15 protein-coding genes are annotated in these 12,382 nt (G+C 65.6%); 12 read left to right on the forward strand and 3 right to left on the reverse strand.

Annotated features, from left to right (window positions below):
* Window positions 1-244: 244 nt before the first annotated feature.
* Window positions 245-814, reverse strand: coding sequence for a peptide deformylase (gene def / locus FA702_RS16180; RefSeq protein ID WP_136956930.1), 570 nt, complete (start codon window positions 812-814; stop codon window positions 245-247).
* A gap of 108 nt (window positions 815-922) precedes the next feature.
* Window positions 923-1,519, reverse strand: a complete 597-nt coding sequence (gene recR / locus FA702_RS16185) for a recombination mediator RecR (protein ID WP_136956931.1) — start codon at window positions 1,517-1,519, stop codon at window positions 923-925.
* A gap of 50 nt (window positions 1,520-1,569) precedes the next feature.
* Here recR and fmt point away from each other — a divergent pair, with 50 nt between their 5' ends.
* Genes fmt through FA702_RS16200 form a run of 3 tightly spaced genes read left to right on the forward strand, consistent with a single transcriptional unit; the run spans window position 1,570 to window position 4,380 of the window.
* A complete protein-coding gene (gene fmt / locus FA702_RS16190; RefSeq protein ID WP_136956932.1) occupies window positions 1,570-2,475 on the forward strand; it encodes a methionyl-tRNA formyltransferase in 906 nt (301 codons plus the stop codon).
* Between the two features lie 34 nt (window positions 2,476-2,509).
* Complete coding sequence (gene truA / locus FA702_RS16195; RefSeq protein ID WP_136956933.1) at window positions 2,510-3,262, forward strand: tRNA pseudouridine(38-40) synthase TruA; 753 nt, start codon at window positions 2,510-2,512, stop codon at window positions 3,260-3,262.
* 2 nt (window positions 3,263-3,264) lie between these two features.
* Entirely contained in the window at window positions 3,265-4,380 is a 1,116-nt protein-coding gene (locus FA702_RS16200) for a zinc-binding dehydrogenase (RefSeq protein WP_136956934.1), read from the forward strand.
* A gap of 196 nt (window positions 4,381-4,576) precedes the next feature.
* Here FA702_RS16200 and cobS read toward each other — a convergent pair whose 3' ends face one another.
* Window positions 4,577-5,569 (reverse strand): cobaltochelatase subunit CobS, encoded by a 993-nt coding sequence (cobS, locus tag FA702_RS16205; RefSeq protein WP_136956935.1) that lies wholly within the window; start codon window positions 5,567-5,569, stop codon window positions 4,577-4,579.
* Window positions 5,570-5,707: 138 nt separating this feature from the next.
* On the opposite strand from cobS, the gene FA702_RS16210 reads away from it, so the two are divergent.
* From FA702_RS16210 to FA702_RS16250, 9 genes are all read left to right on the forward strand, one after another.
* Entirely contained in the window at window positions 5,708-6,355 is a 648-nt protein-coding gene (locus FA702_RS16210) for a TetR/AcrR family transcriptional regulator (protein WP_136956936.1), read from the forward strand.
* A complete protein-coding gene (locus FA702_RS16215) occupies window positions 6,352-6,771 on the forward strand; it encodes a VOC family protein (RefSeq protein ID WP_136956937.1) in 420 nt (139 codons plus the stop codon). The genes FA702_RS16210 and FA702_RS16215 overlap by 4 nt, the downstream gene beginning before the upstream one ends.
* 695 nt (window positions 6,772-7,466) lie before the next feature.
* The gene (ltrA, locus tag FA702_RS16220) at window positions 7,467-8,996 is read left to right on the forward strand and encodes a group II intron reverse transcriptase/maturase (RefSeq protein WP_210417560.1); all 1,530 of its coding nucleotides are present in this window, start codon (window positions 7,467-7,469) and stop codon (window positions 8,994-8,996) included.
* An 85-nt stretch (window positions 8,997-9,081) separates the two neighbouring features.
* Complete coding sequence (locus FA702_RS16225; RefSeq protein WP_136956938.1) at window positions 9,082-9,429, forward strand: DUF1428 domain-containing protein; 348 nt, start codon at window positions 9,082-9,084, stop codon at window positions 9,427-9,429.
* 2 nt (window positions 9,430-9,431) lie between these two features.
* Complete coding sequence (locus FA702_RS16230) at window positions 9,432-10,220, forward strand: VOC family protein (protein WP_370385480.1); 789 nt, start codon at window positions 9,432-9,434, stop codon at window positions 10,218-10,220.
* 2 nt (window positions 10,221-10,222) lie between these two features.
* Window positions 10,223-10,699: a VOC family protein gene (locus FA702_RS16235; RefSeq protein ID WP_136956940.1), complete on the forward strand. Its 477-nt coding sequence runs from the start codon at window positions 10,223-10,225 to the stop codon at window positions 10,697-10,699.
* 1 nt (window position 10,700) lies between these two features.
* The gene (locus FA702_RS16240) at window positions 10,701-11,363 is read left to right on the forward strand and encodes a glutathione S-transferase family protein (protein WP_136956941.1); all 663 of its coding nucleotides are present in this window, start codon (window positions 10,701-10,703) and stop codon (window positions 11,361-11,363) included.
* Window positions 11,364-11,374: 11 nt separating this feature from the next.
* Window positions 11,375-11,815 carry an SRPBCC family protein gene (locus FA702_RS16245; RefSeq protein WP_124808434.1) on the forward strand — a complete coding sequence of 147 codons (441 nt, stop codon included), beginning with the start codon at window positions 11,375-11,377 and terminating at the stop codon, window positions 11,813-11,815.
* Window positions 11,816-11,868: 53 nt separating this feature from the next.
* The gene (locus FA702_RS16250) at window positions 11,869-12,351 is read left to right on the forward strand and encodes a GFA family protein (protein ID WP_124808435.1); all 483 of its coding nucleotides are present in this window, start codon (window positions 11,869-11,871) and stop codon (window positions 12,349-12,351) included.
* The last annotated feature ends 31 nt before the right edge of the window (window positions 12,352-12,382 follow it).

Below are 12,382 nucleotides of genomic sequence, written 5' to 3' on the forward strand. Positions count from 1 at the left end.
AATAGTGAGGCAGGAGAACAAAGGTTTCTTGATCCGGGCGGCTAGGCATCTGGCTTCTTCTGTCCAGTTCCGGCGTTGCCGTTCTCGCGTTGGTTTGTGCCCATGCGTATAATCTCAGGCGCAGTCAGGAGCGTAAGGTTACGACGCTACCTAGAAGCGTTTAGACGAATCGATAGGCGCCTCCCTCTCTGGAACAGAGAGGGATCGTACCATCAGCATGAGATTGTGCAACTGATTTGGCTGCTTAAGCAGCCTTGCGCAGCTTTTCCAGCTTCTTGAGCGCCATCTGCCGCTTGAGGCGCGAGAGGTGGTCGATGAACAGCACGCCTTCGAGATGGTCCATCTCGTGCTGGAGGCAGGTGGCGAGCAGGCCTTCCATGTCCTCTTCATGTGCCGTGCCGTCCACGTCCTGCCAGCGGGCGCGGATGCGCGCGGGGCGTTCGACTTCGGCGTAGATCTCCGGCACTGAGAGACAGCCTTCGTTGTAGATGGTATGCTCTTCCGAAGGATCGAGAATCTCGGGATTGATGAAGACCCGCGGTTCGCGCTTCGTCGGCTGGTGCGTGTGGTGGTGGCCGCCGTGCGCGGTGCAGACTTCCGGCTCCGCGTCCTCGTCATCGGGCTGGAGATCGATCACCAGCACGCGCAGTGGCACGCCCACCTGGATCGCGGCGAGACCGATGCCGGGGGCATCGTACATCGTCTCGAACATATCGGCGACGAGCGTCTTCAACTCGTCGTCGAACGTCGTGACGGGTGCGGACACCTGCTTGAGGCGCGGATCGGGGACTTCGATGATTTCGCGGATAGCCATGAAGCGCAGATAAGCGCGTTGCGGCGGAGTCGCAAGGGACGCTGCGGTTAGGGGGCGAGGCTTGGGACGACGCGGCTTCGTCCGGCCGCAGTTCGTCGCGAATCCCCGCTATCCCACCGGCCGCCGGGCGCGCAGGGCCTGGGCGAGGGTGCCTTCGTCGAGGTAATCCAGTTCCCCGCCCACTGGCAGCCCGTGGGCGAGCTGGGTGACGCGGACGGGAAAGGCTTCCAGCCGCTCGGCGATGTAGTGCGCGGTGGTCTGGCCTTCGAGCGTGGCGTTCATCGCCAGCACCACTTCGTCGATGCCACCCGCCGCCACGCGATCGAGCAGGCTGGCGATGGCGAGGTCTTCGGGGCGCACGCCTTCCAGCGCGGACAGGCGCCCGCCGAGAACATGGTAGCGGCCGGTGAACAGGTGCGCGCGATCGAGCGCCCACAGGTCGGCCACTTCCTCCACCACGCAGATCGCGCGCGAATCGCGGCGGGGATCGGCGCAGATGCCGCAGGGGTTGCTGGTGTCGACATTGCCGCAGGTGTCGCATTCCACCAGCCGGTCGCGCACCGTGGCGAGCGCCTCGACAAGTTGGGTGAGCGCGGTTTCGCGGCGCTTGATCAGCCATAGCACGGCACGGCGCGCCGAGCGCGGGCCAAGTCCGGGAAGACGGGCGAGCGCGCCGGCCAGCGCCTCGATCTCTTGCGATGCCATGGCTGCACAGATAGGGCCGCCGCAGGCAAACGGAAGGCTTTTCGCACACCATGCGCATCATCTTCATGGGCACGCCCGATTTCGCGGTGCCGACGCTGCGCGCGCTGGTGGCGGCCGGGCACACGGTCGTCGCGGCGTACAGCCAGCCACCCCGGCCCGCCGGGCGCGGCAAGAAGCTCCAGCCATCGCCGGTGCATCTCGCGGCCGAGGCGCTGGGCATCGCCGTGCGAACACCGACCAGCCTCAAAGGCGCGGAGGAACAGGCGGCGTTGGCCGCGCTGGACGCCGATGTCGCGGTGGTGGCCGCCTATGGCCTGATCCTGCCGCAGGCGGTGCTCGATGCGCCGCGCCTCGGTTGCCTCAATGTGCACGGCTCGATCCTGCCGCGCTGGCGCGGCGCCGCGCCGGTGCAGCGCGCGATCCTGGCGGGGGATGAAGCGACGGGCGTGACGATTATGCAGATGGAACGCGGGCTGGATACCGGGCCGATGCTGGCGAAAGTGACGACGCCAGTGGACGCGAAGACGGCGGGCGCGCTGACGGCGGAACTGGCCGAAAGCGGCGCGGCGCTGATGGTGCGGGTGCTGGCGGACCTGCCGGGGCACCCGCCGGTGACCCAGCCGGAGGATGGCGTGACCTATGCCCACAAGATCGACAAGGCGGAAAGCCGGCTCGATTTTACGCGTGCGGCGGTGGAGGTGGAACGGCAGGTGCGCGCGTTCGCGCCGGCGCCGGGCGCGTTCTTCGCGCTGGAGGGCGAGCGCTATCGCGTGCTGGCGGCGGAAGTCGTCGCGGGAGAGGGCGCGCCGGGGAGCGTGCTGGATGACAGACTTACGATCGCGTGCGGTTCCGGCGCGTTGCGCCCGCTGACGGTCCAGCGCGCCGGGCGGCCGGCGATGGACACGGCGGCTTTGCTGCGCGGGCGGGCGGTGCTGGCCGGAACGGTGCTGGGCTGATGGCGGCTTGCTGCCGGTCGGGGAGTCATCCCGCATGACCCGTTTCGCGCTCACGCTCGAATGGAACGGCCAGCCCTACATGGGCTTCCAGAGGCAGGCGCACGGCCCATCGGTGCAGCAGGCGGTGGAGGAGGCGGCGTTCGCGGTCACCGGGCAGGCGGTGACGCTCCATGCCGCCGGGCGGACCGATACCGGCGTCCACGCGCTCGCGATGCGCGCGCATTTCGATCTGGCGCGCGATTTCGATCCGTTCCGCCTGTCCGAGGCGCTGAACGCGCGGCTGCGGCTGGCCGGGCACGCGGTGGCGGTGCTGGAGGCGCGGGTGGTTGACGCGGACTGGCATGCGCGCTTTTCCTGCCTGGGGCGGGCCTACGAATACCGCATCGCCAACCGCCGCGCGCCGTTGACGCTGGAGGCGGGGCTGGCCTGGCGCATCGCCCGACCGCTGGATGCCGGGGCGATGCACGCGGCGGCGCAGGAACTGGTCGGCCACCATGATTTCACGACGTTCCGGTCGGTCCATTGCCAGGCGGCGAGTCCGCTCAAGACGCTCGACCGGCTGGACGTGCGGCGCGAGGGCGATCACGTGATCGTCGAGGCGGCGGCGCGCAGCTTCCTGCACCATCAGGTGCGCTCGATGGTGGGATGCCTGGCGCTGGTGGGGCAGGGGATGTGGACCCGCGCCGACCTCGCCGCCGCGCTGGCGGCGAAAGACCGTTGCAAATTAGGACTTAACGCGCCTCCGGAAGGGCTCTACTTCGTGAAGGCGATCTATCCGGGAGAATGAAGATGTCCGATGTCAAAGGCCTGCAACTGCTGTCCACGCTGGGCGAGGACGGTTTGCTGACGGTGGAACTGGTCGAACAGACCGTATCGTCCCCCAAGGGGCGCGAAGTGCTGATTCGCATGGAAGCGGCGCCGATCAATCCGTCGGACCTGGGGCTGCTGTTCGGCCCGGCCGATGTCGAGAACGCGGAATATTCCGAAGGCCGGCTCGTCGCGCGGATGCCTGAAGGCGCGGTGCGCGCGATGAAGGCGCGGATCGGCGAGGCGATGCCGGTGGGCAATGAAGGTGCGGGCACGGTGATCGCCGCCGGCGATGCGCCCGAGGCGCAGGCGCTGCTGAACCGGCGCGTGACCTGCCTGCCCGGCGGCGCCTATGCGCAGTACCGGCTGGTCGATGCGGGCGCCTGCATCGTGCTGCCCGATCATGTTGCGGCCGAGCAGGGGGCGTCCGCGTTCGTCAACCCGCTGACCTCGCTGGGCTTTACCGAGACGATGAAGCTGGAGGGCTTCACCGGGCTGGTCCACACGGCGGCGGCTTCGAACCTGGGGCAGATGCTGGTGCGGATCTGCCAGGAGGACGGCATTCCGCTGGTCAACATCGTGCGCAGCGCGGCGCAGGAGAAGATCCTGCGCGATCTGGGCGCGCAATACGTGCTCGATTCCACCGCGCCCGATTTCCTGCCGAAGCTGATCGACGCCATTGCCGAAACCGGGGCGATGCTGGGCTTCGACGCGATCGGCGGCGGCACGCTGGCCGGGCAGATACTCACGGCTATGGAAGCGGCGGCAAGCCGGGGCGCGGCCTACAGCCGTTATGGTTCGTCCACGCCGAAGAAGGTCTATATCTATGGCGCACTCGATCTGGGGCCGACGGTGCTGAACCGCGCATTCGGGTTGACCTGGGATCTTGCCGGCTGGCTGCTGACCCCGTTCATGGCCAAGGCCGGCCCGGAAATCGTCGGCCGGATGCGCGCGCGGGTGATGGACAACATCACCACCACCTTCGCCAGCCATTACAAGGCGCGGGTGCCGCTCAGTGACATCCTCAGCCGCGAGGCGGTGCTGGAATACAACGCGCGGCGCACGGGCGAGAAGTACCTGATCCTGCCCAACGGCTGAATCGAGGCTGATTTCGGCACGCAACTGGAAAGAATGAGTGGCGTCACCCCGGCGAAAGCCGGGGTCTCAGGCGGTTGCAGGAAAATCCCGGCACGGTGCCGCCGAGCCGCACGAGACCCCGGCTTTCGCCGGTGTGACGGCGTGGGCAGGGGTGACGGGATAGTGGGCTGAGGCAAGGCTACGGCCTCGCCCAGCCTTACGCCTTGTGGGCGATGCTTTCGGGCAGGTCCTTGCCGAACACGCGCTGGTAGTATTCAGCCACCAGCACGCGCTCCGCCTCGTCGCACTTGTTGAGGAACGAGAGGCGGAAGGCGAAGCCCACGTCGCGGAAGATCTGGCTGTTGTGCGCCCAGGCGATGACGGTGCGCGGGCTCATCACCGTGGAGATGTCGCCGTTGACGAAGCCTTTGCGCGTCAGGTCGGCCACGCGGACCATGTCGGCGATGGTCTGCTTGTCCAGCCCTTCCACCTTGTTGGCCACGACCGCGATTTCGGTCTCGGCCGGCAGGTAGTTGAGCGCGACGACAAGGCTCCAGCGGTCCATCTGGCCCTGGTTGATGGCCTGCGTGCCGTGGTAGAGGCCGCTGGTATCGCCCAAGCCCACCGTGTTGGCGGTGGCGAACAGGCGGAACCACGGGTTCGGGCGAATCACCCGGTTCTGGTCGAGCAGCGTCAGCTTGCCTTCGGTTTCCAGCACGCGCTGGATCACGAACATCACGTCCGGGCGGCCGGCGTCGTATTCGTCGAACACCAGCGCGGTCGGCGTCTGCAGCGCCCAGGGCAGCAGGCCTTCACGGAATTCGGTGACCTGAAGGCCATCGCGCAGCACGATCGCGTCGCGCCCGATCAGGTCGATACGGCTGATGTGGGCATCCAGGTTGATGCGGATGCACGGCCACTTCAGCCGCGCCGCGATCTGTTCGATATGCGTCGACTTGCCGGTGCCGTGATAGCCCTGGACCATCACGCGGCGGTTGTAGGCAAAGCCCGCCAGGATCGCCAGCGTGGTGTCCGGATCGAAGACGTAGCCTTCGTCCAGATCGGGCACGCGTTCGTCCGCTTCGGAGAAGGCGGGTACCTTCATGTCGATATCGATGCCAAAAACTTCGCGCGCGTCGATCGTCGTGTCCGGCGCGGGAAGCACGGTGGTGGCTCGGCTGTCGGGCTGGATGTTCGGAATATCGGTCATCGCGACATCGCCTATACGCCCGCGCGCGCGGCTGCAACACGATTTCCGGCCCGGTCGCGCAAGTCGAGCGGTTTGGGAACGCGACGAAACGGTCGGTCCGGCGCTTGCACCATACCAACCGGTTGGTATGGTCGTGTCATGGTTCCGAATCGACCCTTCCGGCCCACGCCTACCAACGCGAAGGAGAAGCTGCTGGAAGCGGCGGTGCTGCTGGTGCGCGGGAACGGCTTCGCGGCCACGTCGGTGGACCAGCTTTGCGCGCAGGCGGGGGTGACCAAGGGGGCGTTCTTCCATCACTTCGCCTCGAAAGAGGCGCTGGGCGTGGCGGCGGCGGATTACTGGAGCGAGTGCACCGGCGCGTTCTTCGCCGAAGCGCCGTTCCACCATCATCCCGATCCGGTGGACCGAGTTCTGGGCTATATCGACCTGCGGCTGGCGCTGATCGGCGGGCCGGTGGAATCGTTCAGCTGCGTGGCGGGAACGATGGTGCAGGAAGCGTTCCGCTCCAGCGTGGCGATCCGCATCGCCTGCGAGGCCAGCATCATGGGCAACGCCAGGGCGCTGGAGGCGGACATCGCCGAGGCCATGGTCCAGCGCGGCGTGACGGGAACGACCGCCGAAAGCCTGTCGCGCCATGTGCAGGTAGTCATCCAGGGTGCGTTCGTCGTGGCCAAGACGCAGGAGGAAAGCGCCGCACCGGACATGGCGCGCGATGCGTTGCGGCACTTGCGGCGCTATTTCGAGTTCCTGTTCCGGGTCCCGCAAGAGAGGAGCGCAGACCAGTGACGCGCATGATATTCGTCAACCTGCCCGTGGCCGACCTCGGTCGCGCCCGCCGCTTCTACGAGGCGGTCGGTTTCACCAACGAACCCCGCTTCACCGACGAGACCGCCGCCGCGATGGTATGGAGCGATGCGATTTACGTGATGCTGCTGACGCACGAGAAGTGGGCATCGTTCACCGATCGCCCGATCCCCGCGGCCGGATCGAGCGAGGTGGCGCTCGCGCTGGCGCTCGACGGGCGCGATGCGGTGGATGCCTTTGTCGAAAAGGCCGGCGCGAACGGTGGTCTCGTCGATGTAAACCCGGTGCAGGACCATGGCTTCATGTACGGCCGCGACGTGACCGATCCCGACGGACACGTCTGGGGGCCGTTCTGGATGGACCCGATGGTGGCCAGCGGAGAAGCGCCGCCAATCTGAAACGACGCATGACAAAAGGCCTCACGCCGGGCCGAAATGGGAGAGAGACATGGCCTATAGTGCGCCTCGTCCCGGATGGTCCGGGGTGCATATGACTGGAATGCAAAGGAGAAAGGAGGAATTGAACGAATGCCTTGCCCTCTGCTGTGAGGGGGCATGAGCCCAAGCGGCGGTGACCTGCCGTCAACTGGCAGGGTGACGTAGCCCGCAGGTAAAGGGGATTGAGGCGAAGCCGTTACGCCGAGATGGTCCCCGAGGCTGTAGCGCTGGAAGGTTGAGGAACACGAACCGGTTAATCCGCATCCGAGGGCTGAAATGTCGCCTTCGCCTACACGGCTTAACAGGCGGAATGCTGATGATGGCGCCGGAGACGTATGTCGGCGGCATCCGAATGCGGGCGTATATGTAGGTCGCCCGCATGGAGCCATGGAGAGAATGCAGCCAGGCCATGGCATCGGCATCGACTTGCGGGACGCAAGGACAAGGACTGCGACCGGCAGCCTCCCCAGCGCGCGAAAGTCCAGCATATGAACGAGGGAAGGCATGATGGAATGCCAAGGGAGTTGGCCCCGATGTCCACCATGCTGGCGGAGTCCCCGTAGTAGTCCGCGACAGGGAAAGCCTGTCACATGGCGAAGGGGGACAGTTCAATCAGCTTGAAGTGCAAACTACCTGACCAAACGAGGTGAAGACCTTTGATAATCAGCGAAATGCAGCACAAGCTCGCGACGTGGGCCGAGAGCGACCAGAACCGCAAGTTCGATCGCCTTCTCCGGCTCATTGCCGATCGGGCGTGGCTTGCCGAGGCGGCTCGGATCGTGCTGGCGTCGAGTGGCGCCAATACGCCGGGCATCGACGGAATGGACAAGCAACGGATGCAGGCCGGATTGGCAGAACAGCTGGCCAGTCTGCGAACGGACTTGCTGACGGGGAGTTATCACCCGCAGCCGGTCAGGCGAATCTATATCCCGAAAGCCAATGGCAAGAAACGACCACTGGGTATCCCGACCCTGCAGGACCGCATCGTCCAGCGCGCGATGCTGATGGCCATGGAGCCGATCTGGGAAAGCGACTTCCATCGCCTCTCCTACGGCTTCAGGCCGGAACGCAGCGTGCATCACGCTGTCCGGACCGTGAAGATACAGTTGCAGGATAGTGGTGCCGGAACGCGGGGCCGCTGGATCATCGAAGGTGATCTGGCGAGCTACTTCGATACGGTCCACCACCGGCTTCTGCTTCGCTGCGTTCGGCGGCGAATCCGGGATGATCGGTTTGTTGATCTGCTCTGGCGATTCCTGAAGGCTGGCCACATCGACCGTGGCCTGTTCGTCGCCTCAAGCGAAGGTGTACCGCAAGGCGGCGTGCTATCGCCGCTCCTGTCCAACATCATGCTCCATGAGTTTGATGCGTGGCTGGAGGCGAAATACCTGAGCGACAAGGCGCGAAAGGATCGCTGGGCATGGAACTTCGGCATCCAGCAGGGGCGCCCCATCACGGTTCGCGAGAACCGGCAATGGAAACCTGCTGTCGCCTACTGCCGTTACGCCGATGACTTCGTTGTCATCGTCAAGGGCACCAAGGCACATGCCGAGGCCATCCGCGAGGAATGCCGGGCCTTTCTGGAAGACGACCTGAAGCTGACGTTGAATATGGACAAGAGCCATATCACTCACGTCGACGACGGGTTCGTGTTCCTCGGGCACCGGATTATCCGCAGGCGGGGATCGAGCGGACGCATGTCCGTGGTCTCGACGATACCCAAGGAGAAGGCCAAGACCTTTGCTCGCCGATTGGTCGAGGTACTCTCCGGCAATCATGAGGTTGCCGCGGTGGACATGATCGACGGCCTGAACCGCCAGCTGGCGGGGTGGGCTGCGTTCTACAGGTTCACCGACTTCACGGCGCGCACATTCCGGCGCATCGACACCGTCGTGTTCTGGAAAATGGCGCACTGGTTGGCGCAGAAGTACCGGTCCCGTATCAAGCCTTTGATGCGTAAATGGTACCGCATGCCGGAAACCGGCCAATCGAAAACGTGGCTGGTCTACGGTCGAAGCAATCAGGGCAATGCCGTCGGCAAGGCACTGCGACGACTGGTCACAAGCCAGAAGATGCAGTTCCGGTGGCGGAATCCGGAGCGAAATCCCTACATCTATCGGGACGAGCTTCGAAACACCGTCACCTCCCGCTATCATGATGTCGCCATGGCCTTGGGCCAAGGTTGAATAGAGAGCCGTATGCGCTGAAAGGTGCACGTACGGTTCGGGGAGGGGAAGCGCTTATGCGCTTCCTACTCCACTCGATGGTTTCGTGATCGCGGTGCCCACAGCTAATCGCGAACGCTTTATCGAACATGCCCGCAAGGCCGATGCGCTGTTCATCGAACAGGGTGCGACGCGCATCTGGGAATGCTGGGGCGATGACATCCCCGACGGCAAGCTTACCGATTTCCGCCGCGCCGTGCAGGCCAAGGAAGATGAAACCGTGGTCTTCAGCTGGATCGAATGGCCTGACAAGGCAACGCGGGACAGCGTGTTTGCGCGGATGGAAGACCTGATGCGCGACGAACGCTGGAATGCTGAACTCAATCCGGTGCCGTTCGATGGCAAGCGGATGATCTACGGCGGCTTCACGCCGGTGGTGCGGATGGGAGAATGACGATGGCTGGCGGATTTATCTGGTACGAACTGATGACCCCCGATGCCGATGCAGCCAGCGCGTTCTACCGCGCCGTGATCGGCTGGACCGTGGAAGGTGGCGGAGAGGCGGCCGGACCGGTCGATTACCGCCACATCGTCCGGTCTGACGGAGGCAGCGCCGGCGGAATGCTCGCCTTGTCGGCCGACATGATCGCGCACGGGGCCAAGCCGGCGTGGCTGCCCTATCTCCACGTGACCGATCTCGATGCCGCGCTGGCGGCGGTGACGGCGGAGGGTGGCAAGGTACTGATGCCGGTCTCGGAACTGCCGGTCGGCCGCATCGCGATGGTGGCGGACCCGCAGGGCGTGCCGGTGTACCTGATGACGCCCGTGCCCCCGCCGGGCCAGGAAAACGCGAAGAGCGACGTGTTCTCGCCAACGGCGGAACAGCGCGTGGGCTGGAACGAGCTGGCCAGCCCCGATCTGGAAGCGTCCAAGGCGTTTTATGCGCGCCATTTCGGCTTCGAGTTCAACGAGAAGATGCCGATGGGCGAGATGGGCGATTACTGCTTCATCGATCACGACGGCCAGCGCGTGGGCGCGATGCTGCCGCTGTTCGAGCCAGGGCGCGCCGCGCTGTGGCGGCTCTATTTCCGCGTTCCCTCCGTCACGGCCGCCAAGGCCGCGATCGAGAACGCCGGCGGCAAGGTGATGCACGGCCCGCATCAGGTTCCGGGCGACGACTGGATCGTGATCGCCACGGACCCGCAAGGGGCGGAGTTCGGCATCGTCGGCGCGCTGGGAGGCTGACCATGACCGGAGCAACGATCTGCCTGTGGTATGACAAGGAAGCGGAAGCCGCGGCGCGGTTCTATGCCGAAACCTTTCCCGACAGTCGCGTGACCGCCGTTCACCGCGCGCCGACCGACTATCCGGCGGGCAAGGCGGGCGATGTGCTGACCGTGGAGTTCACGGTGCTCGGCATTCCGTGCATGGGCCTGAACGGCGGGCCGAACGTAACGCACAGCTGGGCGTTTTCGTTCCAGGTGGCGACCGAGACGCAGGAAGAGACCGACCGCTACTGGAACGCCATCGTCGGCAACGGCGGGGCGGAAAGCGCGTGCGGCTGGTGCAGCGATCGCTGGGGCCTGTCGTGGCAGATCACGCCGCGCCAGTTGACGGAGGCGCTGGCCAATCCCGATGCGGGCGTGCGCGAGCGGGCGTTCCAGGCGATGATGACCATGGGCAAGATCGACATCGCGGCAATCGAAGCGGCGGTGCGAGGGTAGCATGGCGCTGGAACTCTACGGCCACGTGTTCTCCTCCTATACGTGGAAGGCGTTGATCGCGCTTTACGCCAACGGCACGCCGTTCACCTTCCGGGGCGTGGACGGGGAGCATCCCGAAAACGCCGAGCGGGTTCAGGCGGCCAGCCCGGCGGGCAAGTTTCCTCTGCTGGTCGATGACGGAGTGGAAATCTTCGAATCCACCGCGATCATCGAATGGCTGGCGCTGCGCCATCCCGGCCCCGCGCCGCTGCTGCCGACCGATCCGGCGGAAGCGGTGAGAACGCGGATGCTCGACCGCGTGTTCGACAACTACGTGATGAACGTGATGCAGGAGAGCGTGGCCGAAGTGCTGCGCGACGGCGCCCTTTCGCCCGCGACCCGCGCGCGGGTGGAGGCCCAGCTGGACCGCAGCTATCGCTGGATCGATGCCTGGCTGGAAACCTATGCGGCCAGTGACCCAGCCAGCGATGCGGTCTCGCTGATCGAATGCGCGGCCGCGCCTTCGCTGTTCTATGCCGACTGGGTCTATCCGATCCCGGATGACTGTCCGCGCCTGCAGGCCTGGCGCGCGCACCTTTTGGCGCTGCCGGCGGTGGCGCGCTGCGTGGAGGATGCGCGGCCCTTTCGCGCCTATTTCCCGCTGGGCGCGCCGGATCGCGATTGAGGAGAGAGAGGATGCACGAACTGTCGATTACCCGCCATATCGCCGCGCCGGTGGAGCGGGTGTGGGATGTGCTGGCCAACCGCCAGGAGGAATGGTGGTGTCCGAAGCCGTGGTACGCCAAGATCGTGGAGCAGGATCGCCGGCCGGGCGGGCGGTGCGCGATGGTGATGTACGGCCCCGACGGCGAGGAAATGCCGCAGGAAGGCGTGTTCCTGGCCTGGGATGAGGGGCGGCGCTTCGTTTCGACGGATGCGGTGACGGTGGATTTCCAGCCGGCCGGGCCGTTCATGATCGGCATCTGGGAAGTCGCGCCCGAGGGCGATGGCACGCGCTATACCGCTTCGGCGCGGCATTGGACCGAGGAAGCCATGCGCCAGCATGCGGAGATGGGCTTCGAGGCGGGCTGGAACGCTTGCACCGATCAGTTGCAGGCGTTGTGCGAAAGCGCGTGAGGCGTTGACGGCCGCCGGCGGGCTGCGCATCCTGTCCCGAGAGGGAGAGGATCATGACCGTCTTTGCTGAAGGCCGCTGTGCATGCGGCGATGTCCGTTACCGGCTGCTGGATGCGCCGATCGTCACGCATTGCTGCCATTGCCGCTGGTGCCAGCGCGAATCGGGCAGCGCCTTCGCTCTGAACACGGTGATCGAGACCGATCGCGTGGAAGTGGCGCAGGGCGCGCCCGAACACGTCATGACGCCATCGCAGAGCGGGCGTGGTCAGGAAATCGTGCGGTGTCCGGCGTGCAAGGTGGCGCTGTGGAGCCACTATGGCGGGGCGGGCGACAAGGCCGCCTTTGTGCGCGTCGGAACGCTGGACAATCCCGACCTGTGCCCGCCGGACGTGCACATCTTCACCGAAAGCAAGCAGCCGTGGGTGCTGTTGCCTGACGACGCGGAAGTGTTCGCGCAGTTTTATCGCGGGCCAGACGTGCCGCGCCTCTATGGCGAAGATGGCGCGGCCCGCTGGGGCGCGTTGCGCGGACGATAAGGCAAAGGCGGATCGTCCGCGTTCGAGTGTG

The organism is Novosphingobium sp. EMRT-2, from assembly GCF_005145025.1.
Classification (GTDB): domain Bacteria; phylum Pseudomonadota; class Alphaproteobacteria; order Sphingomonadales; family Sphingomonadaceae; genus Novosphingobium.